We start from the raw sequence: 23,106 nt of genomic DNA, 5'->3' as shown, positions 1-23,106 counted from the left end.
TTACCTCGTCATTTCAATGATGCGGGTGCGGTTCACCAGTGTCGTCTCAGCAACGTGGAATCCCTGGAGTTGAAGGGTGTGAACATTCGTTTCTTTTCGCGAATCTCCACTACCCGAGTTCTGCAGCAGCCAGACCGTGTCAAGGTTCGATAGGGCCGGCAGCACATCGGTCAGCGGTGCGACCTCGTCCCAGAGCCAGCCCGTGTCAGCATACGACCGGGTGAGCGTCACATCCTCGAGGCCGTGAAAGGCATCGGGGTAGAGGTGCATGGCCAGTCGTGGCAGGCGTGATGGCCGAACGCTCTGATCGAACACGATGCCGTCCCCTGGCGTCGCGCGGGCGGCGATGATGTCGGACGCCTGGCGCCAGTCGCTTCCTTCGTTCTTGCCGTAGTCACCGCGCTGCACAGCGTAGGCGGGCACGATGACGGCGACCAGAGCGATGAGGCTGGCGGCGCGCAACCAGTTGTTGGCAAGCGCAGCCACGCCGACGGCGATCACGACGCCCACCGCCGGGGTGCAGAGCGACAGGTAGCGAAGCGAATACATCGGGGTGACCAGGTGGGTACCGATCAGAAGAATGGCGCTGGGCACCACCATCCAAGCCAGAAAAAACGCCAGTCCGGCGCGGCCAGGCAGCCCGGCGGACCGGTGCGTGTGGGGGCGGCGCAGAAACACCGCGACCACGGCGATGGTGATGAGCGCCCAGGCCATGATCGCTACCGGAATCGTGTCGAACCACTGCATCACTGCCGCTTCGGTTACCTTGACCTGCGGCCTGCGGCCGATGAACGCGATTTGCTCCCGCTGGGCCGAGCCGGCGAGAAAAATGGGAAGGGCCAGCGACAGCCCCAGCAGGCTTGCCCCCAGCCAGACGACACGGCTGCGCCAGAACGGATGCTGCCGGCTCGCCGTGAGAACCGCCACCGCGTGTACCGGAAGCAGCAGTGCCAGGTAGAGGAAGACATAGATTCCGACGGCGAGCAGCAGCGAATAACCCAGCCAGAGCACGACCTGGCGGCGTCGGGTACCGGTGCTGCTGCGCAGCGCGAGGACGAGCAGCACGGTGAGCCAGACGCCGATGGCCGTCGCGATCGCGGTGGATCGCGTCTCGGAGCCCATGTAGGTGACGCGGGGCAGAATGGCGAAGACTATTCCGCCGCCGATCGCCACTCGTGGCCCCATGAAGAAGCGCGCCAGAACCACCGTGCCCGCAGCGGCCACACCGATCGCGATCGCGCTCGGCAAACGCGTGGCGAGCTCGGACGCGCCGAAGAGGTCGATCCAGCCGTGCAAAAACAGGTAGTACAGGCCGTGCACAGCATCGACGTTGTCCAGCATGCCAAACAGTGAGGGGAGTGGTCGTTCAGCCGACATGATGCTCGCGGCCTCATCACCCCAGTACGACGGCTGCCAGGACCAGGCGAACGACAGGAGAAACGCCACGAGGCCCACGAGCCACGCTGACAGCCCGGTCGACAGGTCCCGCAAACGGCGTCGCCCGTTCGCCGGGGGCGCTACGACATGCGGGGTGAGAACGGAGGTCACCCAGACAACATACCCAGCATTGGTTAACGCGAGCCATCGAACGCCCCCGAGTTGCCTGCAAAGACCAATCTTTTCGGCGGTTGGCCCCGGCATGGGCACCGGGCTGCGCGCTAGGCTTTCGGCATGACCTCAGTCGTTGAACCCGACGGATCCACCGCGGTCGGCGTGGCGGTCGCTCAATTCGCACCGGGACCGGATCAGGCGCGCAATCACGCCATGCTCCGCAAGCTCGCCACGACGGCCGCCGCGCGCGGAGCACACCTCGTCGTCTTTCCCGAGTATTCGGCGTTCTTCGAACCGAAACTGGGGCCCTCGTTCGTGGCGGCTGCCGAACCGCTCGACGGAGCCTTCGTGTCGACGCTCGCCGCGCTCGCCGCCGAGCTCGGCGTACACATCGTGGCCGGCATGCTCGAGACGACCGACGATCCCGCCCGGTTTTCGAACACCCTCGTCGCCGTCGACCCGACTGGACGGCTCGTGGCGACCTATCGCAAGCTCCACCTCTACGACGCGTTCGGCGACCGCGAATCGGACTGGGTACTGCCCGGCACGGTGACTGAACCGGAAATTTTCGATGTCGGTGGCCTGCGAGTCGGGATGCAAACCTGCTACGACATCCGCTTTCCAGAGGTCACCCGTCGGCTCGTCGATGCCGGGGTGACCCTCGTGCTCGTGCCGGCCGAGTGGGTGCGCGGCCCCCTCAAGGAACACCACTGGCGCACCCTGCTCACCGCCCGGGCACTGGAGAACACGGTTTTTGTGGCCGCCGCCGATCACGCACCGCCAATCGGCGTTGGAACCAGCCTCGTCATCGATCCGATGGGCGTTGCTGTGGCGAGCCTCGGCGAGTCAGTGGATGTCGCGGTCGCATTCCTGACACCGGCACGCGTCGTTGCGGTGCGTGCGATCAATCCGGCGTTGGCCATGCGCCGTTTCACCGTCGTGCCACGCTAACGCTCGGTAACGCTCGCTTTGGTTGATCGGGTTTGGGCGGCTACCCGAATTCCGAGGGCTGGTTCCACCTTGGGCAGGAGATTGGCGTCGACGGTGGCGCTTTCCTCTGCCGTGACCACGAGCCCCTGCGAGCTGTTGGCCGAGCGGGTGAGCTGGGCGACCCAGCTCGGGTTGATGGTGGGTGCGTGGCCCCCGGCGAACTTGAAATACAGCGGGATGGAAGGGTGCAACCATGCGGAGCTGCGGCCGTCGCCGACGATGGCCGCGTCTCGCCAGGAGAGCATGAAGCTCTCGCCGCGGCGCAGCTTTTGAATGATCACGAGCTGCAGGTGCGCCAGCATTCGGTCTTCGAATTCCACGACGACACGATCGTACGTGAGAGAACCCATGAGTGCCACTTCCATTTCATTGGGACCGGTTGCGCCGAGTGAGAACACGGAGGCCGGAACGAATGAAAGTGAAACACGCTCTTTGGCGTGGAACCGGGTACTACCTTCCAGTGTGCCTCGTACGGGGGGTAAATGCAAGGATTTTAGAAAGCATCCCGTGCATTGTCACGTGGTGATCCACGCCGCGCGGGTTCGATCCGGCTCGACATTATCGGCAAGGGAACGGCGAATTCGAGCCGGAGCAGCACCTCGAGGGGGCGTTCGATCTGACCGAAGTGCCCGGCTCCCGGGACCGTGCTGCTCACGCAGTGCGCCACCAGGGCGTGAAGTCGCTTGTCGTCGTCGGCCGTGACAAAGATGTCGTCGTCACCGTGCACCGAGCGCACCGGGCAGCGAATCTGCGCCCACTGCGTGCCGGCGTCGTAGGCGCCGGCACGATCGGCGGCCAGGACGAAGCCGGCCGGGCGCAACTCGGCGCCGAGAGCAGCGATCACTGTAGGGTCGACGGCCCTGGGGCGGCTGAATAGCGGAGCCACGAGCGCTGGTAGCAGACCGAGACACGTGACGGCCCGCACCAGGCCACGGTTGAGGGGGCCGGCGAGCCGCAGCATCCGCATGGTCATGAGCAGTGCCGTGAAAGCGGGTAGCACCCAGAAATCGCGAATCGGGTGACGAACGCTGTTTTGGATCGAAAACGAGGTAGCTGAGACCAAGCCGACGGATGACGTGGCGCTCGGCTCGCTCGCCGCCAGCTGCAGGGCGATGAACCCGCCCATGGAATGACCAACAACGTTCCAGCGTTCGTAGCCGAGGGAGCGGGCCACATCGGCGACCAGCTCCGCCATCGACTCGACACCGACGGACGATTCGTCGGCCGCACGTGGGGAGTCGCCCCATCCTGGAAGATCGGGAATGATGAGATCGGTCAGATCGCGGGCGGTCGCCTCGGCGGCCTGCAACAGGGGAGTCCAGGTCGTCCAAGACCCGGCGGCTCCGTGCAGCAAAATGGTGGCCGTATCGCTATTGCTTCGGCGACCGTGCCGCACGACGACCGTTCCGCCCTTGAGGTGCATTGCACTTGTGGTCAGGCCGAAATGATGAGCGTCGGCATCGAGGGGAAAGGGGCTGTAGCCCAGCGCGATGGCCGGTGGTGCCGGTTTCGGCCTGGTAGCGGGCTGCGGCCTGGCGCCGGGGCGCGGACCGGGCGTCGGAGAGTCCAGGACGCCGACGGATGCCACCGAGTGATTTCGAGTCGCGGGTCGGGACAGCAAGATGCTCATGCCCATAGTTCGGTGCCACGGGCCTAACGGATTGCCCCTGGATCGCTCGAGACGGCAGGGCATGGTTCGTGCAGCGAATTGGCAGGCAGGAATATCGCGCGGTTCGTGTCCGTTGCCGCCTATGGCCGCACAGGAACTCCCTGGTGCTGCCCCAACGAAGGTATCCGGTCTGACTGACCGGCTGAATGTGAGAAAGAAGTGCCCGTGAATCTCTTTTCCCCGCTAAACCTCGGCGACATCGTGCTCCCCAACCGTCTCGTCATGGCGCCGTTGACCCGCATCCGCTCGGGCAAGTCCGGTGTTCCTGGTGAACTCGTTGTCCTGTACTACACGCAGCGCGCCTCGCTCGGCCTGATCGTGAGTGAAGGTACCTACCCGAGTCACGCCGGCCAAGGCTTTCCGGGCCAGCCCGGGCTCGTCGAACCGGAACAGCTCGCCGGTTGGAAGGCCGTGACCGACTCGGTGCACGCCGCCGGCGGTCGTATCGTCGCCCAGGTCATGCACGCCGGTCGGGTCACCCACGAAGCCACCACAGGTGGCTACCCGGTCGTCGGACCGAGCGCCATCGCGATCGACGGCAGCACGCGCACCTATGACGGCAAGAAGGACTATCCGGTACCGCACGCTCTGACCACCGACGAACTGGCCGGCATCGTGGCTGAATTCGTGCTGGCGTCGAAGAACGCCATTGCGGCCGGATTCGACGGCGTTGAGCTGCACGCCGCCAACGGCTACCTGCTGCACGAGTTCCTGTCGCCGGCCTCCAACGTGCGGGACGATGCGTTTGGCGGCTCGCCCGCGACGCGCGCCCGGTTCGTCATCGACGTGGTGACTGCAGTCACCCTGGCGATCGGTGCCGACAAGGTGGGCCTGCGCATCTCACCCGAACACAATATTCAAGATGTGCTGGAAACGGATTCCGACGACGTCAAGGCTACCTATGGTGTCCTCGTCGACGGGCTCGCCTCGCTCGATCTGGCCTACCTGAGCGTGCTCCACGACGACCCGCGCGGCGAATTCGTGCAAAATCTGCGTACCCGCTTTGCTGGTGTCTTCCTGGTCAATACTGGATTCGGCGCCATCACCGCGCGCGACGAGGCCCTCGCCATCGTTCGTGACGACGTTGCCGACGCCGTCGTCGTCGGTCGCGCGGCCATCGCCAATCCCGACCTCGTGCGGCGCTGGCGCGATGACCTGCCGGTGAACGAGCCCAACCCGCTCACCTACTACGCCGACAGCGCAGAGGGCTACACCGACTACCCCGCACTCGCTTCGTAAATTTCCCACGAAGAGCGCAAAGAGTGCCCGTATGACAGGTTCATACGGGCACTCTTGTCACTCTCGCGCCCGGGGGCGCGACAGTGCCGCGAGTTGTGACGAGGCCTGATCGAGCAAGGCCTCTTTCTTGCAGTAGGCGAACCGGAGAAGCGGCGCATACTCGGCCCGGTGTGCGGGAGAGCAGAACGCCGTGATCGGCACCGCGACCACGCCGACCAGCGCCGGCAGTTGCCGGCACAGTTCGGCACCATCCGAAAAACCGAGCGGCGTCGCATCCGCCACGATGAAATACGAGCCCTGTGGCACGCTGATCGCGAAGCCGGCCGCGCGCAGTCCCGCAGCGAGCACGTCGCGTTTGTGCATCATGCTGGACGCGATGTGCGCGAAGTACGAATCGGGCAGGTCGAGCCCGACGGCGATTGCGGGCTGAAAGGGTGCCGCATTTACATAGGTGAGAAACTGCTTGACTGCGAGGATCGCCGTCACGATCGCGGCCGGGGCGCTGAGCCAGCCCACCTTCCAGCCGGTGAGGCTGAAGGTTTTGCCGCCCGATGAAATGGTGATCGTGCGCTCCCACGCCCCGGGGAGGGTTGCGATCGGAATGTGCGGCGCCCCAAAGGTGAGGTGCTCGTAGACCTCATCGGTGACGATGAGCGCGTCGTGCCGGTGCGCGAGTTCCACGATCAGCTCCAGGGTGTGCCGCGGAAAGACCGTCCCCGTGGGGTTGTGCGGATCGTTCACGATGATCAGACGCGTGCGGTCGGTGACCACAGCTCGAAGCGCGTCCAAGTCGGGCTGAAAATCCGGGGCCCGCAGCGGCACCGTGCGGTGAATGCCTCCGCCCAAGCCGATCAGGCCGCCGTAGGCGTCGTAGAACGGTTCAAAGGTGACGACCTCGTCACCCGGCTCGATCAGCGCCAAAATGGTCGCCGCGAGGGCCTCGGTGGCACCGGCCGTGACCAATATCTCACTGCCAGGGTCGACAGGCAGATCATAGAACCGCTGCTGATGCCGGGCTATCGCCTCAAGCAAGACCGGCTGGCCACGGCCAGGCGGATACTGGTTCACCCCGTCGCTGATCGCTTGGCGGGCTGCCTCGAGCACCACAGCCGGTCCGTCTTCATCCGGAAAACCCTGGCCGAGGTTGACGGCTCCGGTGCGCACGGCGAGAGCGCTCATCTCGGCGAAGATGCTGGCCGCAACGGTCCCGTCAGCGGCGAGAAGCCCAGCCCCGCGAGCCGTGCGTCGCCACGCGCCGGAAATGGTCATCGCTGGCTTGCCTGTCTCAAATCCTGCATGGTTCCAAACTACGACATGGGCAAGATCTCGGCTGGATCATTGAATGCTCTCAGGAGGTACATATCGAATGTTCAGGTTCGGGCGCAAAGCTGGCAACGCTTGGAAGGAGCACCCGATGACTGATAACACCCAAGATCCCGGCCCCACCCCCGACAGGTCCGCGAATGCCGCCGATTTTACCGTGAACGAATCCGGCGAGGCAAACTCGCCCACGTCTTCGCCCACGTCTCCGCCCTCTTCTCCGGACGCTCCTCCCGCTCCGCCCGCCCAGCCGGTCAGTTCCCAGCCAGCCGATGCCCGGCCGGTCGAGGAACCCACCGTGCCGGTCGTGGATGCACCGGCCATGCCGGCAGCATCCGCAGCAGCCCAGGGCCAGCCAGACCAGGCCCAGACGGCCGCGTACCCGACGGATGCCTTCGGTCAACGGATCGAGACGGCCACCGCGTCGAACCCGGCCTATGCCACTGCGGATGCTCACCCCACGAACTCTTACCAGTCACAGACGTACCCCGGGCAGCCCGTCGCGTCCAGTATGACCAAGGAATCCGGTCGCCGTAGGGGCAGCGTCGCGCTGATCGCCGCGCTCGCCATCGGTGCGCTGGTCGGTGGATCGTCCGGCGCCGGCATCACCGCCCTCATGATGAGCGGCCAGAATAACGGTGTGCCGATCAGCCAGGCCTCCGGCCCGAGCAACGTCGTCGTCAACAACACTAAGAGCGTCAACCAGGTCACCGCCGTCGCTGCCAAGGCCTCCCCGAGTGTGGTGACCATCGATGTTGCGGGCAGTTCGTCCGGCGGCACCGGATCCGGCGTGATCCTCACCGCCGACGGCTACGTGCTCACCAACACCCACGTAGTCACGCTCGACGGCGCCGCCTCCGATGTGAAAATCGAGGTCAAGAGCAACGACGGCAAGCTCTACACTGCCACCCTCGTCGGCACCGACCCCATCTCCGACCTCGCGGTGATCAAGCTGACCGACGCAAGCGGCCTCACCCCGGTCGCCTGGGGCGATTCGTCCCAGCTCAACGTCGGTGACAGCGCCATCGCCATCGGCGCCCCGCTCGGCCTGTCCGGCACGGTCACCGACGGCATCGTGAGCGCGCTCAACCGCAGCATTACCGTCGCGAGTTCGGCCGCTCCGTCCTCACCCGACACCACCACACCCGACGGGAGCCAGGGCCAGAACCCGTTCTTCTTCGACTTTCCGAAGCAGGACGGCTCGCAGTCGCAGGGTCCCCGGGCCGCTTCTGCCAGCATCGCCCTCCCGGTGATTCAAACGGATGCCGCCATCAACCCGGGTAACTCCGGTGGCGCCCTGCTCAACGGTAAGGGTGAACTGATCGGCATCAACGTTGCCATTGCCAGTGCCGGCAGCACGACGGCCTCGTCCGCGGCGGGCAGCATCGGAGTCGGCTTCTCGATTCCGTCGAACTTTGCCAAGCGCATTTCCGATGAGATCATCGCCAATGGCACCGCCACCCACGGCCTGCTCGGGGCGAGCGTCACAAACGCCTCGAGCTCGACCAGCAGCACGGTCGGCGCCCTGATCAGCGAGGTCAGCTCGGGCGGCGCCGCCGAAAAGGCCGGCCTGAAAGCCGGTGACGTGATCACGAACTTCAACGGTGTTCCCATCACGGATTCGATCGACCTCACCGCTCAGGTTCGCGTACTCGCCGCCGGGGGGACTGCCGACCTCACGTATGTGCGAGGCGGCAAGTCGACCACCATCCCTGTCACGGTCGGCGAGCTCGCGAGCTAACCGCCGGCTCCTTCGCCCACATCGCGTCGCCGGCTCTCCGGCGGCGCGATCGTGCGTTCCTGGCTGCCGGCACTTCACCATTTGCCGGGCTGGTAGGCTCGATCGTCCTACCATCAACCGGAAAGCTGGCTAGCAGGGTGCACCAACGTGGTACGGGATTTCTTGCCGGAGTGTCGTATGTGATGCCTGTGCTCAACGAGGCGACCCACGTGCGTGCCGCTGTCGAGAGCCTATTGGTGCAGGACTACCAGGGCCCATTCGAAGTGACATTGGCCCTCGGACCGAGCATCGACGGTACGACCGAACTGGTCGCAGAAATGGCCGCCGTTGACTCGCGCATTCGCGTTGTGGCCAACGAGGTCGGCTCGACGCCGGCCGGCCTGAACATCGCCATCCTTGCGTCCCAGTATGCGGTGGTCATTCGCGTGGACGCCCACTCGGTACTGCCGCCTGACTACGCGCGCGTCGCGGTGGAGACGCTTGAACGCACCGGCGCCGCCAATGTCGGCGGCATCATGGACGCCCGCGGTATCAGCTCCTTCGAGCGAGCCGTGGCCCGCGCCTACGGCACCCGGATCGGCCTCGGCGGCACACCGCACCACGTCGGCGGGGCGGAGGGCGCGGCCGATACGGTATACCTCGGCTGTTTTCGCACAGAGAGCATTCTCAACGTCGGGCTCTTTGACGAGGGAGTGAAACGCGGCCAGGACTGGGACCTCAACCGGCGTCTGCGCGAAGCCGGCGGTACGGTCTGGTTCACCCCGAAGCTTCGGGTGCTCTACCGGCCGCGGCCGACTTTGGCCCAGCTGGCACGGCAGATGCTGTCGACCGGACTGTGGCGCGGGGAGCTGGCCCGGCGCTATCCGGCGGCCAACGGCCTTCGCTATTTCGTGCCGCCGGCCATGGTGCTGGCAGTGGCTCTCGGACTGCTCCTCGGCCTTGGCGGCCTCGTGCAGGGCGCTCTCGGTGCGGCGCCGTGGCTGCTACTGGGCCTGATCGTTCCCGCCGGCTACCTGCTCATTGTGGTGGGCGCGACGCTCATCGTGGCCAGGCCGGACGGATTTCGTGCGTCCGTGCATTTTCTCGTAGTCTTGCCCTGCATTCACTTCTGCTGGGGGGTCGGGTTCGTGCTCGGTTACCTGAAACTCACCAGCAACATCACGGCACACACGGGAAGGTGAGCAGATGACCAGTTCGCCGAATATCTCACACCAGCGGCCGACCCGACCGGAGTCGATCGCCCAGCTGCGCGCGGTCGCCCAGCCGCCCGAGGTGCGCCTGCGCGCCAATGCTGAGCACTGGACGGCGAGCCTGTACCTGCGGGACCTGTCGCCGTACCTCACCTGGATGCTGCTGAAGACCCGCATCTCCGCCAACGGCGTGACCGCCCTGATGATCCTGGCCGGTTGGTCGACCGCCGCCGCCCTGCTGATCCCCGGAATCTGGGGAGCCCTGCTCGCGCTCGCGCTCAGCCAGGTGCAGATGCTCATCGACTGCTGCGATGGTGAGGTAGCGCGCTGGCGGGGCACCTCCTCGCCCGCAGGCGTGTTCCTCGACAAGGTCGGACACTACTCCACGGAATCGCTCATCCCCGTCGCCCTCGGAATTCGGGCGGCCGCGTCCCCATTCGAATCGCCCGCAGACTTTCTGTGGACCAGCCTGGCGATGCTGCTGGCCCTGATCATCGTGCTGAACAAGGCCCTCAACGATATGGTGCACGTCGCCCGCGCCAACGCCGGCCTCACCCGACTCGCCGACACTCACGGTGAGAAGACACCGACCTCGAGCCTGATCGCCCGGGTACGTCGCCTCGCCCGCTTCCTGCCGTTCCACCGGCTCTACCACTCGGTCGAGCTGACCATGGTCATCTTCGCGGCGGCCGTTGTGGGGTTGGTTCTCGGGCAGCCGGTCGTGGACCGTGCCGTGCTCATCCTCCTGGTCCCGCTTGCATTTTTGTCGCTCATCGGCCATTTCGTGGCGATCATGGCGTCCAAGCGTGTTCGGTCTTAACGAAGCGGCCGGCACTGTGACGGCCGGTACCGTGACGGTCGGTGTCGTGGTGCTCACCCAGGGAACCAGGGCAGATGACCTCGAGCGGGGCATTCGGTCGGTGCTGGCCCAGCAGGGGGTGACTCTTGATGTGGTCTGTGTCGGTAATGGCTGGCAGCCGACAGGTCTGCCTACCGGCGTGCAGTCACTTGGATTGCCGACCAACCTGGGCATTCCGGCTGGCCGCAACCGCGGGGTGTCGCTCGTTACCGGCGAGTACCTGTTCTTTCTCGACGACGACGCGAGCATTCCCGATCCGAACTTTTTGATCGACGCGATCAGCAAGTTGCGCGCCGACCCGACCATCGGAATGCTCCAGCCGCGGGTCGAAGACCCGACCGGTGTGCAATCGCCCCGGCGGTGGATTCCCCGCATCCGCAAGGGTGAGGCCACGACGCCCGGACCGGTGTTCTCCGTCTGGGAGGGCGCCGTTCTGCTGCCGCGCAGCGTCTTCGACGCGACCGGAGGCTGGGCCGAACCGTTTTTCTACGCGCACGAAGGCATCGAACTGGCGTGGCGGGTCTGGGACCAGGACCGGGTCGTCTGGTATGCCGGCGACCTTGTGGCCAACCATCCGGTCATCTCCCCTACCCGGCATGCCGACTATTACCGGTTGAATGCCCGCAATCGGGTCTGGCTGGCCCGCCGCAACTTGCCCGCCCTGCTGGTGCCGCTGTACGTGGGCTCCTGGACGGCGATTCAGATGCTGCGCTGGGCCCCGAGCAACCGGCCGGCACTGCGCGCCTGGTTCGACGGCTGGCGCGAAGGGTGGCGCAGTGACCCGGGGCCGCGGCATCCGCTTCGAGCACGCACGGTCTGGCGGATGACCTGCGCCGGGCGCCCCCCGATCATCTAACGAAAGGTAGTCTTATTCGGTGGTCATTCGGAAAGACGTCAGGCGTGCAGTCAAACTGGTCAAGGATGTTATAGCCTCCCGCAAGGTCCAGCACCAGCTGCGTGGGCCGCTGCAAGCGCGGGAGCTGCGCGAGGACAATCACTTTAAGATCGCCGTCTACTTTGCCGACGGCCCGGTCAACATGTACCAAATGCGGCAGTGGTACCAACCCCTCGCCACCCTCGCCAAAACCTGGCCGGTACTCGTTCTCAGCCGGACCGGTGGTGGAACCCTGAGGCTCATGAACGAGTCGCCTGTGCCGGTGGCCTACGCCCGCACGGTGCCGCAGCTGGAGCAGATTGTCGCCGAGCAGGACATTCGTATCGTGTTCTACGTCAACCAGAACCCGCGCAACTTTCAGATGATGCGCTACGGGCGGTGCTGGCACGTTTTCATCAACCACGGTGAGAGCGACAAAATGTACATGATCACCAATCAGTTCAAGGCCTACGATTACTCGTTCGTGGCCGGTGATGCCGCGCTGGCCCGACTCGACCGGGTGCTGTGGGACTACGACTTCGACAAGCGAGCCATCAAGATCGGGCGCCCGCAGGCCGACTACTTCAGCGGTGAGCTCCCCTACACGCCCGATGAACGCCAGGTCGTGCTCTATGCTCCCACCTGGGAGGGCGACCGGGCCGCCGCGGCCTACGGCTCAGTCGCAACCCACGGGGTCGCGCTCGTCACCGCTCTGCTGGCCAGCGGCACCCACCGGGTCATCTACCGACCGCACCCGCGCAGCGGCGTCGTCGACCATCTCTACGGGGCCGCCAACAAGAACATAATCGCCGCCCTCGCCGCGGCCAACGCCCGCGACCCGCGCGCGCAGCACATCTACGACTCCGGTCCCGATCTCGGCTGGCAATTAGCCGCAGCGGATGTGGCCATCGTCGACATCTCCGCCATGGTCTACGACCGACTCGCCACCGGTAGGCCGCTCATTGTCACCCGGCCGGTGAACCCGGCGGCCATCATCGACACGAGCGGCTACCTCTCCGATTGCGAATGGCTCCCGGCTGAGCGCGCCGACGGCATTGTGGCTGCCGTTGAACGGCTCACTCACGATGACGCGGCGGTGGAACACCTGCAGGGCTGGGTGCAGCGTTACTTCGGAGACACGACCCCCGGTGTAGCGACCCGACGGCTGCATGTGGCCGTGCAGCACCTGATGGATGAGTGGGATCGGTTTGCGGCCGTGCCTGACGTGGGTATCGCACATGTTCGAGATCCCGCAATGATTGCACGCGACGAGCTATAGCGGCGGGTCCTGATCGGGCGCTGGCCGGGGTGCGGCCTGGAGAAACCTGCGTCGTCCCGGGTCGCGCACGGTCTTTTGCAGTACGGTGATCTCCCGTACGCGCGGGTCCAGGTCTGGTTGAAAACCGCTTGGCGCCGGACCGAACGCGAGGCGCGCGGCATGCATGACCTTGTTGCCCAGGATATGGTTTCCTGCACCGCCGATCACCGCTCCGATGCCGAACGGGAGGGCTTTACCGAGCAGGCTGGCGCCGCCGCGGGCGGCGAACTGGCGTAGAAATGCACTCTTGAGGCGGTCGGTGAACGGGCCGAGAATTGCCCGGGGAAGACTGTTGGTGATGAGCTCACCCCAATAGGTGGTGCGTGCTGTGCCCGACCCGGTCACCTGACTGGCGAGCTGCCGCACCAGGTCGCTGCCCTCACGGCCCAGCATCATGGTCATGACGAGGGCGCGGGCGCGGTCGGGGTCTTCCACGGCGATCCCATGCACCTCGCTGACCGATTGTGTGAACAGCGCCGTCGTTTCGAGAAAACCAGCGGTCTCTACCCCCGATAACGCGAGTGTGATTGCGGTACTGACGCCGGGAATGACCGCGGTGGCGCCCACGGCGGCACCGCCGGCCGTGACCGCGGCGAGGTAACGCTTCTCCAGGATGCGCACGATCTGTTCGGGGGAGGCGTCGGGATGGCGACGTCGGAGGCTGCGGATATGCGCAAGCACAACGGGGCGGTGAATGGAAAGCACCCGATCGAAGCCCGTGACGAACCCGGTCGGAAGTGCGCCACCCTGCGGAGTGCCGCCGGTGGACGATAACATCGGTGCGCTCTTCCGTGCCATTGCTCGCCTTCCCTGCATCCGTTTGCTTGAGTGTACGGGGTGAACCGGGGCAGAAGCCGGGGCGCGCGCTGGGCCAGCCTGATCCAAATACCATCTTCCACCAAATGTCCACCCGCTAGTCAAGACCGTTCCGGGCCGCTACAACTGAGGAATGCTTGAGTCTAAATCAGAAGCGTCCCGACTGCTCGGCCTCCGCCTCCGGGAGCGTCGCCTGGCGCTCGGTTTCAAGCAGGAGTCCGTCGCGCTCCTCGCCGGACTCAATGTGTCGAATTACGCCCGCATCGACCGCGGTCACGGCAACCCGACGATGTATACGCTCATTCGGTTGGCGGCCGTGCTGCAAATCGAATTGAGCGAACTCCTGGCCGGTCTCGCCGTCGAGCAGCTTCCGCCTACTCGCGACGCCTACATCGCGATAGATTTTCGTCGATCCCAGGAATCGATAGCCAATCGACGACTCGGCTAGGCTCCAGCCGCGGGTTTGACGCCGTAGTCGGTGTTGTACCGGGCGAGCACCTCGGTGATCGGCCCGTCGAGCACCAGGTCACCCTTGTCGAGGTAGAGACCCCTGGTGCAGAAACGCCGGAGGTCTCGTTCGTTGTGCGAGACGATGAACAGGGTACGACCTCCCGCCAGAAGTTCTTCGATGCGGCGGTAACACTTCTCTCGAAATGCCTTGTCACCTACGGCCAGAACCTCATCGACGAGCAGAATCGGTTCCTCCAGCCGCGAGATCACGGCGAAGGCGATCCGTACCTTCATCCCGCTCGACAAATGCTTGTACGGAGTGTCAATGAAGTCGGCGATCTCGGCGAATTCGATGATTTCGTCGAACCGATCGGTGATCTGCTTGCGCGTCATGCCGTGCAGGCCCGCCGTCAGATAGACGTTGTCGCGCACACTGAGATCGTCGACGAACCCGCCGGTGATCTCAATCAGTGGAGCAACACCCTCGGTGACGTGTACCGAGCCCGTGTCGGGCAGCACGACGCCGGTGACGAGCTTGAGCAGCGTGGACTTGCCCTGCCCGTTTCGACCGACGACGCCAATGGCTTCACCCGGTTGCACCGTGAAGGTCACGTGCTGCAGGGCCCAGAACTCTCCCGGCCGGCTCCGCCGCTTGCGCGCACCGAACAGGTCCTTGAAATTGCGACGCCCGCGCCGATTCCTGCGAAAGCGGATGCCGACGTCGTGCAGCGAGATCACGGGTGCTGCCGAGGGTGTCACTGCCATCGTGGCCACTAGATCTCCTTCAGAACGGCACGTTCACTGCGGCGAAAGACCAGCAGTCCGAGCCCAAGGAACGCGAGGGAGATGACCGCGCTGAGCGTGACCGCGAACCAGTCGAGTTGCTCGGGAAAAAAAGCAGCCCGATACAGGCTGAAAATGCCATTGAGCGGGTTGAAAGCAGCCCAGAAATGCAGTTCAGGCGGCAGATCGGTGGTGCCGTAGATTATGGGGGAGGCGTAGAACAGAAAACGCAGAATGAGTTTGACGGCCCGCTCGAGGTCGCGAAAGAACACCACGAGCGGGGCGACGAGCAGTCCGACGCCAGTAGTCAACATCGCCTGAATCACAATGGCGAGGGGAAAGAAGAACGCCTCGACACCCAGTTCGGCCCCGTACACAATAACGAACAAGACGAGCACCGGGATCGATGCGACGAACTCGATGCCCTTGGACAGCACAAGTCGGTTCACCCAAATGGTGCGGGGGATGCGGGTGGAGCGGATCAGCTTCGCCTCGCGCAGAAACGCCCGGGTGCAGTCGGAGACGGCACCGTTGAACCACATCCAAGGCAGCAGGGCAGCCAGGAGGAACACGATATACGGGCCGTTGCCGACGCTGCGGTCAAATACCTGGGTGAAGACAAACCAGTATATGCCTGCCATCACGAGCGGATCGAGAATGGACCAGAAGTAGCCGAGCACCGAGGTGGAGTAGCGCACCCGCAGATCGCGCTGCGTCAGCAACCACAGGGAATGCCGATAGCGGGCGATCGGCGTGCGCTGTTCGGGGCGCACTTGGGCGTAACTACTCACGCGGTCTATCGTATGGGAGCGCGGGGAGCGTTCCGTGCCAGCCGCCGCCGCGTTGCAGACGCACGGACCACGAAACCCCCATGCCGTGGCGAGGGGGTTTCGGGCGGTGCGGTTTCGCGTCGGTTAGACGAACAGGTTGGCGCGCTCGAGGTCTTCGGCGAAGTCCACCTCGACGGCGTAGAAGTCGGAGATGTTCACCGGCTCCACCAGCATGCGGTTCTGTTCGATGGCCAGCTCAATGCCGCGCTCGAAGTAGTCCTGGTCGGCCACCTTGGTCAGCTGGCGAATGAGGGTCGCCTTATCGGCACCTGAAACGTAATTGATGCCGACGGCTTCGCCGAGGCCGCCCTTCACGGTCTTGGACAGCTCCTTGATGTAGCCTTCGGCGCTCGTGGTGTACTTGACCTCTTCATCGGATACCTTGTCGGTGTTCACGGTGACGAAGGACTGGTCGCGCGCCATCATGGCGGCAGCGCGGTCGAGAATAGCCGGATCGAAGACCACGTCTCCGTTCATCCAGAGCACGCCGCCCGACTTCGAGGCCTGCAGGGCACGCAGCAGGCTCTTCGACGTGTTGGTCTGGTCGTACTCCTCGTTATAGACAAAAGATGCCTGCGGGAACGCTTCGATGATGTGCTCGAGCTTGTACCCGACGACGATCGTGACCTTGGCAGCTTTGCCGAAGGCGTGCGCGATGTTATCGAACTGCTGCTGCATGATCGTGCGGCCATCGCTCAGTTCGGTGAGCGGCTTCGGAAGCGAGCGCCCGAGACGGCTGCCCATACCGGCCGCCAGAATGACTACTTGCGTCGTCACGATTATCTCCTCAAAAATGGTTGGGGCTACGCCTGAAAACCCACTCAGTCAAGAAGAGTTTGCTTAGGATTCACCCACATGTTCATGTAAAGACACACCATTATGTCATCCTCACCATAACCTGTCGGGCAGTTCCGGGGGAGGAAACGGTTCAGCACGTGTCCATTTCGTGACCCGGTACTGAGCGTACTCACAGGTTGTAACGGTTGCTGCGCAGGCGTTCGCGCCCCAGAGGCAACGGTCCTTGATAGGTTAGCGGAGTGACTTTCGTGCCGCCCCACCTCGAACCCGATGACGAGTCTGCCGCGGACCGTGCCGTCGAATCGGAGGCACCGCCCACCGCCAAGTCGACGGCCAGCAAGCCCGCTGTTCGGACGCCAGCGGTACGCAAACCCGCGGTACGCAAACCCGCTGCACGCACACCCGCTGCACGTGAACCCGCTGCACGTGAACCCACTGTGCGCAAACCCGCTGTGCGCAAACCCGCTGTGCGCAAACCCGCTGTACGCCCGGCGACTGCGACCGAGCCGACCGTAGCCAGACCTGCGACCGCGGCCGAGGCGACCGCATCCGGCCCAGAAGTTTTCAAACCGGCCGAATCGCAGCCGACTGCAGAAGCGGATATGAAACCGGTCGTGACCAAACCGGCCGTTCGTAAGCCGGCCGTTCGTAAGCCGGCCGTTCGCAAGCCAACAGTGCGGAAGCCGACGACAACGAAGAAACCGGCTGTTGCCGCGCCGGCGACAGCGCAGATTCTCGCTGAGAACGCAGCCGACGACACTACGCGGCCCTACGTAACCCGCGATGCGCTGGTCACCACGACCGCGACAGAAAAGCCGCTTACAACGCCGATCTCACCGCCGCCTGAACCGGCAGCCACGCCGGCTCCTGACGCGACACCGAAGGCCACGTCAAAGGCCACGTCAAAGACCGCGTCGCAGCCCACGTCGAAGACCGCGTCGCAGCCCGCCGCGAAGACCGCGACCTCACCAGCGGCCACGGCCTCGACGCAGCCGGCACCCCAGGTGGCACCGATTGTTCAAGGCCCGATTGTCATTGAGGCCCGCGGACTGATCAAACGGTTCGGCCATAACGCCGCGGTCTCCAACCTCGACCTGACTGTGCGAGCCGGGTCGTTCTACGGCATCGTCGGACCCAACGGTGCCGGAAAAACGACTTCCCTTTCGATGATCACCGGGCTGCTGCGCCCGACCGCCGGCACGGTCATGGTGCACGGCATCGACGTCTGGGCTCGACCCAACGAGGCCAAACGTGTCATCGGTGTTCTGCCCGACCGGCTTCGGCTATTCGATCGTCTGACCGGCGCACAACTCCTCTATTACGCGGGTACCCTGCGCGGACTCGACAATGACACCGTGCGAAGCCGGTCGGCCGACCTCGCCGCAGCTTTCGGCCTCGAGGATGCCCTCAATCGCCTCGTCGCGGACTACTCCGCCGGCATGACCAAGAAGATCGCCCTGGCCTGCGCGATGATTCATTCCCCACGCGTACTCGTGCTCGATGAGCCCTTCGAGTCGGTCGACCCTGTGTCCGCGGTCAACGTCACCGAGATTTTGCAGAAGTATGTGGCTGCCGGTGGAACCGTCGTGCTGTCCAGCCACGGTATGGACCTGATCCAGCGTGTCTGCGATCACGTCGCCATCATTGTGCAGGGGCGTGTTTTGGCAGCGGGAACCGTCGACGAGGTCCGTGGGCAGAAGACCTTGGAGGATCGGTTCGTCGAGCTCGCCGGTGGTCGCAAGGTCGCGGAGGGCATGGAATGGTTGCACAATTTTTCGGACTGAAACTACGGCTGGTCGCCAATCTGTTTCGTCGTAGCCCGTGGCAGGTCGTCGGCCTCGTTGTTGGCCTGCTGTACGGTCTCGGCCTCGCCGTGGCGCTTCTCGTCGCTCTGATCGGCCTGCGCTTCATCGGTGACCCCGCTCTCGTCCGGGATTCGCTCACGGTGGCCGGATCGGCCGTGGTCCTCGGCTTTCTCGTCATCCCGATTGTGGTCGGCATCGACGACAGCATGGATCCGCGCAAGTTTGCGTTCCTGGGTATTCCCAACCGATCTTTGTCGCTCGGTCTGGCCGGTTCGGCACTGATCGGAGTTCCGGCGCTCGCCTTGACCATTGTGTTGCTCGGCACGGTTTTCACCTGGTCGCGCGGCATCGGCCAGACCCTGCTCGCCCTGGTCTCGGCGGGGCTGATCCTCGTGACCTGCATTCTGCTCTCGCGGGTGAGCGCATCCCTCGCAGCTTTTCTCCTGTCGACCCGGCGTTCTCGGGAGTTCACCGGGCTGATCGGTGTCGTCGTGCTCGTACTGATTTCTCCGCTGGTAGTGGTGCTGCTCAGTACGGACTGGGGCCGTAACGGACGCACCCTGCTGGGCACCGTGGCTGCGATTCTGGGCTGGACCCCGCTCGGTGCAGCATGGGCTGTTCCCGGAGACGCCTCCACGGGCGCCTGGGGTGCGGCGATTCTCAAACTATTCATTGCCGCGGCGTCTGCCTATGTCCTCTGGCTGGTCTGGCAGCTCGTTGTGGCCCGCATGCTGGTGTCACCCGGCCGTGAGGCAGCGGCGAAGCAGTATTCCGGGCTGGGTTGGTTCGACCGGCTGCCGCACAGCTCCGTTGGCGCCATCGCCGCTCGCACCTTCACTTACTGGGCGCGAGACTCGCGGTATTGGATGTCGCTGATCATGATCCCGATCGTGCCGATCATCGCGATTCTTCCGCTGAGTATCGCCGGGGTACCGCTGAACTACCTCGCGCTCGTCCCCGTACCACTCATGTGTGTCTTTCTCGGATGGACCATGCACAATGACGTGGCCTACGACAGCACCGCGATCTGGCTGCACGTGGCGTCGGGAACGCGCGGCATGGCCGACCGTGTCGGCCGACTCCTTCCCGCACTTCTCATGGGCATACCGCTCATTGGTATCGGCTCAGCCCTCAGCATCGCGTTTTACGGAGACTGGTCGGTGCTGCCGTCCATGCTGGGCGTAAGCACGTGCATCCTCTTGGCAGGTTTGGGCTTCTCCAGCTACACCTCGACCCGGTTCCCCTACCCGGTGACCAAACCCGGTGACAGTCCGTTCGCCCAGCCGCAGGCGTCCGACACCGCTTCGGCACTCGTGCAGTCGCTGACTTTCACGGGATCGATCGTCGTGGCGCTTCCCGCGCTCATCTTCGCCTATCTCGGAATCTTCGAGGACCCCGCCTGGCATCTGCGTGCCCTCGGTGTCGGCCTCGGCATGGGACTGGTAACCGTGATCGTGGGAATCTGGGTCGGCTCGCGTACCTTCAACCGGCGCGGGCCAGAGATGCTCGCCTCCGCGCAGCGCGCCTGACCACCAACCGCCACAGTGCTTAGACTGGTCATATGACTGAAATCATTCGTGCGAGCATTGCAGAGCCCGGCCAGCCCGGCGGCGGAACGTCCACGCTCGACCGAGAGCTCGAAGAACTCCTGAACCAGGAGCAGATCGAACCCGGCGACCACGAACGTTTTTCGCACTACGTACCCAAGGACAAAATTCTCGAGTCCGCCATTTCGGGCAAGCCGGTCAAGGCACTGTGCGGCAAGAAGTGGTTGCCGGGCCGCGATCCGGAAAAATTCCCGGTGTGCCCGACCTGCAAGGCCATCTACGAGAAGATGAAGGCGAAGTAGCTCAGCGATACGTGGTCGGAATAACGGCCTCGCCGCGCCCCAACCGAAAAGCCTCGATCGGCAACTCCTGCATAACGGATGCGTTGTGCGCGCGTGCACGAAGCGTTCCGGCTGATCCCAGATAACGCTCGTCGACGGTGCCGTTCGTGATCAGCGGAACGAGAAGCGCTCGTTCCAGCCCGCTTGGGGAATCGCGTTGTGCCTCGGCGTCGGGGCCTTCGCCGAGCAGAATGATTTCTTCCTGGGCTGTGCCACCGGCATCCAGCCGGCGCAGGGCGCTCTTGCGGCCGCCGATGGAAAGTTTTGCGGTCGACGTTTTGGCGACGGAGATCCAGTCGTCGCCATGCCCCTTGTGCGCGACGAGCTTGTACACCAGGCCGGCGGCTGGTTCGCCCGACCCGGTCACGACAGAGGTGCCGACACCGAAGGCATCCACCGGGCTCGCCGACAGAGCCGCAATGGCGAACTCGTCGAGGTCGCTCGTGACGGTGATCTTCGTATTGACCGCGCCGAGTGCATCGAGTTGGGCTCGTGCCGCGGCAACGACAGTGGGCAGATCGCCCGAATCGATGCGGATCGAGCCGAGCTCCGGCCCTGCGGTCTTGACGGCCAGGGCGATTCCGGCGGGAATATCGTAGGTGTCCACGAGCAGCGTGGTTGCGCTGCCGAAGGCATCCACCTGCGCCTGGAACGCCTCTTCTTCGCTGTCGTGCAGCAAAATGAAGGAGTGTGCGGCGGTTCCCATGGTCGGAAGGCCCCACTGGCGGCCAGCTTCCAGGTTGCTTGTCGACGCGAAGCCGGCAATGAACGCGGCACGGGCGGCGGCGACCGCTGAGTGCTCGTTGGTGCGTCGTGATCCCATTTCAGCGATTGGGCGTCCGAGACTCACCGAGACCATGCGCGCGGCGGCGCTGGCCACGGAGATGTCGTAGTTGAGCACGCTGAGAATGAGCGTCTCCAGAATGACGCCCTCGGCGAAGGTGCTTTCTACCAGCAGCAGCGGCGATCCGGGAAAGTAGGCATCGCCCTCCTGGTAGCCCCAGGCATTGCCGCTGAAGGCGTAGTCGGACAGGTAATCGAGGGTGCGCGTGCGTACGATGGTGTTCTCGGCGAGCCAGGTCAGTTCCGAGGTCTCGAAGCGAAACTCAGCGATCAGCTCGAGCAGGCGACCGGTGCCGGCGACGATGCCGTAGCGACGGCCGGCGGGCAGGCGTCGGGCAAAAGCCTCGAACATGCACTCCCGGTCGGCGGTCCCGCTCTGGATAGCGGCATCCACCATGGTGAGCTCGTACCGGTCGGTGCGAAAAGCGGGGGTGTAGGCAGCTGGTCTGCGCTGTGTTGACACGGGGAAAGCAGGGGACGGGGTCACCCGGCACAGCTTAGCCGCTACGTCGGGCTAGGCTAGATCACCGTGACGGATGCACCGATTGGTATTTTCGATTCCGGAGTGGGCGGCTTGACCGTCGCCCGGGCGATCAAGGACCAGTTGCCGGGCGAATCCATTCTCTATATCGGCGATACTGCACACTCGCCGTACGGGCCGAAGAAGATCGCCGATGTGCGTGGCTTCGCCCTCGACGTGCTTGACGACCTTGTGGCGCAAGACGTGAAACTGCTCGTGATCGCCTGCAACACGGCGTCGGCAGCGATGCTGCGGGATGCCCGCGAACGCTACAGCGTGCCCGTGATCGAGGTGATCCAACCGGCTGTGCGCCGCGCTGTCTCAACCACCCGCAACCAGCGGGTGGGGGTCATTGGCACCCTGGGCACCGTCAATTCCCGGGCCTACAATGACGCCTTCGCTGCCGCGCCCCAGATCAGTCTCTTCAGCCAGGCCTGCCCACGCTTCGTCGAGTTCGTGGAGGCCGGCGTTACGACCGGATCCGAGGTGCTCGCCGTCGCCGAGGAATACCTCGCACCGCTGCGCGCCGCTCAGGTCGACACCCTCGTGCTCGGCTGCACCCATTATCCATTTCTGCGCGGCGCGATCTCGTACGTGATGGGCGAGGGCGTCACCCTGGTGTCAAGCGACACCGAAACCGCCAATGACGTCTATCGGGTCTTGGTGAGCCAGGGCCTGGAACGCGCAAGCACAAGCCCTCCCAGCTACCGTTACGAGGCCACCGGCGACAGCGCCGAGGACTTTCTGGCCCTCGCCCATCGTCTGATCGGACCCGAAATCAGCCGCGTCGACCTGATCGAGACCGGCACGCTCAACCTGAGCGCGTTGGCTACACCCCCGCTTTTCACCGGAACCGCCACCGGGGCCCGAACCACTAGGAGTACACCGTGACCGAAATCCTGCGCGCCGACGGGCGCACCAACGACGAGCTTCGCCCGATCACGATCGAGCGCGGCTGGAGTGACCAGGCCGAGGGCTCGGCATTGATCTCCTACGGAGGCACCAGGGTGCTCTGCACGGCGTCGTTCACCAACGGCGTCCCTCGGTGGATGAGCGGCAAGGGTAAGGGCTGGGTCACCGCCGAATATTCGATGCTGCCGCGTTCGACCAATAGCCGCATGGACCGGGAATCGGTCAAGGGTAAGATCGGCGGCCGCACCCACGAGATCAGCCGCCTGATCGGTCGCAGCCTGCGCGCGGTCGTCGATATGAAGGCGCTCGGCGAGAACACGCTCGTGCTCGACTGCGACGTGCTGCAAGCCGACGGTGGAACCCGTACCGCGGCCATCACCGGCGCTTATGTGGCCCTCGCCGACGCCCTGGAGTGGGGGCGCGCCAAGAAATTCATCTCCCAGAAGGCGCAACCGCTCACCGACAGCGTCTCGGCCGTGTCCGTCGGCATCATCGGCGGAGTTCCCATGCTTGATCTCGCCTACACCGAAGACGTGCGCGCCGACACCGATATGAACGTCGTCGTCACCGGTCGCGGCAAGTTCGTCGAGGTGCAGGGCACCGCCGAAGCGGCACCGTTCGACCGCAGCGAGCTCGACACGCTGCTCGACCTCGCCCTCAAGGGGGCCGTCAGTCTGACCGAGTTCCAGACCAGCGCGTTGGAGCGCTGA

At 64.6% G+C, this 23,106-nt stretch carries 22 protein-coding genes; 13 read left to right on the top strand and 9 right to left on the bottom strand.

Annotation, left to right across the window (positions count from 1 at the left end):
* Nucleotides 1–1,548: a glycosyltransferase family 39 protein gene (locus tag E3N85_RS13505; RefSeq protein WP_166783963.1), complete on the bottom strand. Its 1,548-nt coding sequence runs from the start codon at nucleotides 1,546–1,548 to the stop codon at nucleotides 1–3.
* 123 nt (nucleotides 1,549–1,671) lie between these two features.
* Between E3N85_RS13505 and E3N85_RS13500 the strand changes: the two genes are divergently transcribed.
* Nucleotides 1,672–2,502, top strand: coding sequence for a carbon-nitrogen hydrolase family protein (locus E3N85_RS13500; RefSeq protein ID WP_134463996.1), 831 nt, complete (start codon nucleotides 1,672–1,674; stop codon nucleotides 2,500–2,502).
* On the opposite strand, the gene E3N85_RS13495 is transcribed toward E3N85_RS13500, so the two are convergent.
* Both E3N85_RS13495 and E3N85_RS13490 read right to left on the bottom strand, forming a co-directional pair.
* Nucleotides 2,499–2,891, bottom strand: a complete 393-nt coding sequence (locus E3N85_RS13495; protein ID WP_241978505.1) for an ATP-dependent DNA ligase — start codon at nucleotides 2,889–2,891, stop codon at nucleotides 2,499–2,501. The genes E3N85_RS13500 and E3N85_RS13495 overlap by 4 nt on opposite strands.
* A 143-nt stretch (nucleotides 2,892–3,034) precedes the next feature.
* Nucleotides 3,035–4,171, bottom strand: a complete 1,137-nt coding sequence (locus E3N85_RS13490) for an alpha/beta fold hydrolase (protein WP_166783962.1) — start codon at nucleotides 4,169–4,171, stop codon at nucleotides 3,035–3,037.
* 204 nt (nucleotides 4,172–4,375) lie between these two features.
* Here E3N85_RS13490 and E3N85_RS13485 point away from each other — a divergent pair, with 204 nt between their 5' ends.
* Nucleotides 4,376–5,449, top strand: coding sequence for an alkene reductase (locus E3N85_RS13485; RefSeq protein WP_134463992.1), 1,074 nt, complete (start codon nucleotides 4,376–4,378; stop codon nucleotides 5,447–5,449).
* 57 nt (nucleotides 5,450–5,506) lie between these two features.
* On the opposite strand, the gene E3N85_RS13480 is transcribed toward E3N85_RS13485, so the two are convergent.
* Nucleotides 5,507–6,718: an aminotransferase class I/II-fold pyridoxal phosphate-dependent enzyme gene (locus E3N85_RS13480; RefSeq protein WP_134463990.1), complete on the bottom strand. Its 1,212-nt coding sequence runs from the start codon at nucleotides 6,716–6,718 to the stop codon at nucleotides 5,507–5,509.
* 145 nt (nucleotides 6,719–6,863) lie between these two features.
* On the opposite strand from E3N85_RS13480, the gene E3N85_RS13475 reads away from it, so the two are divergent.
* From E3N85_RS13475 to E3N85_RS13455, 5 genes are all read left to right on the top strand, one after another.
* Nucleotides 6,864–8,510 carry a S1C family serine protease gene (locus tag E3N85_RS13475; RefSeq protein WP_134463988.1) on the top strand — a complete coding sequence of 549 codons (1,647 nt, stop codon included), beginning with the start codon at nucleotides 6,864–6,866 and terminating at the stop codon, nucleotides 8,508–8,510.
* Nucleotides 8,511–8,692: 182 nt separating this feature from the next.
* The gene (locus E3N85_RS13470) at nucleotides 8,693–9,691 is read left to right on the top strand and encodes a glycosyltransferase family 2 protein (RefSeq protein ID WP_134464530.1); all 999 of its coding nucleotides are present in this window, start codon (nucleotides 8,693–8,695) and stop codon (nucleotides 9,689–9,691) included.
* Nucleotides 9,692–9,695: 4 nt separating this feature from the next.
* Entirely contained in the window at nucleotides 9,696–10,520 is an 825-nt protein-coding gene (locus E3N85_RS13465; RefSeq protein WP_134463986.1) for a CDP-alcohol phosphatidyltransferase family protein, read from the top strand.
* The gene (locus tag E3N85_RS13460) at nucleotides 10,507–11,415 is read left to right on the top strand and encodes a glycosyltransferase family 2 protein (RefSeq protein ID WP_241978504.1); all 909 of its coding nucleotides are present in this window, start codon (nucleotides 10,507–10,509) and stop codon (nucleotides 11,413–11,415) included. Before E3N85_RS13465 ends, E3N85_RS13460 begins: the two co-directional genes overlap by 14 nt.
* Before the next feature lie 19 nt (nucleotides 11,416–11,434).
* Nucleotides 11,435–12,712, top strand: a complete 1,278-nt coding sequence (locus E3N85_RS13455; protein WP_166783961.1) for a CDP-glycerol glycerophosphotransferase family protein — start codon at nucleotides 11,435–11,437, stop codon at nucleotides 12,710–12,712.
* Here the strand turns inward: E3N85_RS13455 and E3N85_RS13450 are convergent.
* On the bottom strand, nucleotides 12,707–13,528 hold the full coding sequence (locus E3N85_RS13450) for a hypothetical protein (RefSeq protein WP_370289306.1): 822 nt from the start codon (nucleotides 13,526–13,528) through the stop codon (nucleotides 12,707–12,709). The two genes, E3N85_RS13455 and E3N85_RS13450, sit on opposite strands and share 6 nt — an antisense overlap.
* A gap of 172 nt (nucleotides 13,529–13,700) precedes the next feature.
* Between E3N85_RS13450 and E3N85_RS13445 the strand changes: the two genes are divergently transcribed.
* Nucleotides 13,701–14,015, top strand: a complete 315-nt coding sequence (locus E3N85_RS13445) for a helix-turn-helix domain-containing protein (protein WP_134463984.1) — start codon at nucleotides 13,701–13,703, stop codon at nucleotides 14,013–14,015.
* On the opposite strand, the gene E3N85_RS13440 is transcribed toward E3N85_RS13445, so the two are convergent.
* The 3 genes from E3N85_RS13440 to E3N85_RS13430 form a co-directional block, all read right to left on the bottom strand.
* On the bottom strand, nucleotides 14,012–14,782 hold the full coding sequence (locus E3N85_RS13440; RefSeq protein ID WP_134464524.1) for an ABC transporter ATP-binding protein: 771 nt from the start codon (nucleotides 14,780–14,782) through the stop codon (nucleotides 14,012–14,014). The genes E3N85_RS13445 and E3N85_RS13440 overlap by 4 nt on opposite strands.
* A gap of 8 nt (nucleotides 14,783–14,790) precedes the next feature.
* Nucleotides 14,791–15,591, bottom strand: a complete 801-nt coding sequence (locus E3N85_RS13435) for an ABC transporter permease (protein ID WP_241978502.1) — start codon at nucleotides 15,589–15,591, stop codon at nucleotides 14,791–14,793.
* A 123-nt stretch (nucleotides 15,592–15,714) separates the two neighbouring features.
* Complete coding sequence (locus tag E3N85_RS13430; protein WP_134463982.1) at nucleotides 15,715–16,407, bottom strand: NTP transferase domain-containing protein; 693 nt, start codon at nucleotides 16,405–16,407, stop codon at nucleotides 15,715–15,717.
* An 809-nt stretch (nucleotides 16,408–17,216) separates the two neighbouring features.
* Between E3N85_RS13430 and E3N85_RS13425 the strand changes: the two genes are divergently transcribed.
* Genes E3N85_RS13425 through E3N85_RS13415 form a run of 3 tightly spaced genes read left to right on the top strand, consistent with a single transcriptional unit; the run spans nucleotide 17,217 to nucleotide 20,082 of the window.
* Nucleotides 17,217–18,212, top strand: coding sequence for an ABC transporter ATP-binding protein (locus E3N85_RS13425; RefSeq protein WP_241978539.1), 996 nt, complete (start codon nucleotides 17,217–17,219; stop codon nucleotides 18,210–18,212).
* Nucleotides 18,188–19,762 carry a hypothetical protein gene (locus E3N85_RS13420; protein WP_134463980.1) on the top strand — a complete coding sequence of 525 codons (1,575 nt, stop codon included), beginning with the start codon at nucleotides 18,188–18,190 and terminating at the stop codon, nucleotides 19,760–19,762. Before E3N85_RS13425 ends, E3N85_RS13420 begins: the two co-directional genes overlap by 25 nt.
* Before the next feature lie 32 nt (nucleotides 19,763–19,794).
* Nucleotides 19,795–20,082, top strand: coding sequence for a DUF3039 domain-containing protein (locus tag E3N85_RS13415; protein ID WP_174722491.1), 288 nt, complete (start codon nucleotides 19,795–19,797; stop codon nucleotides 20,080–20,082).
* A 1-nt stretch (nucleotide 20,083) separates the two neighbouring features.
* On the opposite strand, the gene E3N85_RS13410 is transcribed toward E3N85_RS13415, so the two are convergent.
* On the bottom strand, nucleotides 20,084–21,361 hold the full coding sequence (locus E3N85_RS13410) for a nicotinate phosphoribosyltransferase (protein ID WP_134464516.1): 1,278 nt from the start codon (nucleotides 21,359–21,361) through the stop codon (nucleotides 20,084–20,086).
* A 132-nt stretch (nucleotides 21,362–21,493) separates the two neighbouring features.
* Here E3N85_RS13410 and murI point away from each other — a divergent pair, with 132 nt between their 5' ends.
* Together murI and rph are read left to right on the top strand one after the other, a co-directional pair.
* Complete coding sequence (gene murI, locus E3N85_RS13405; RefSeq protein WP_134463978.1) at nucleotides 21,494–22,375, top strand: glutamate racemase; 882 nt, start codon at nucleotides 21,494–21,496, stop codon at nucleotides 22,373–22,375.
* Nucleotides 22,372–23,106 (top strand): ribonuclease PH, encoded by a 735-nt coding sequence (gene rph, locus E3N85_RS13400; protein WP_134463976.1) that lies wholly within the window; start codon nucleotides 22,372–22,374, stop codon nucleotides 23,104–23,106. Before murI ends, rph begins: the two co-directional genes overlap by 4 nt.

Origin of the sequence: Cryobacterium sp. Hz9, from assembly GCF_004402825.1 — a bacterium.
GTDB lineage: Bacteria > Actinomycetota > Actinomycetes > Actinomycetales > Microbacteriaceae > Cryobacterium > Cryobacterium gelidum.
Note: the sequence above shows the minus strand (reverse complement) of the source record. Positions and strands in the feature narration are given on the sequence as shown.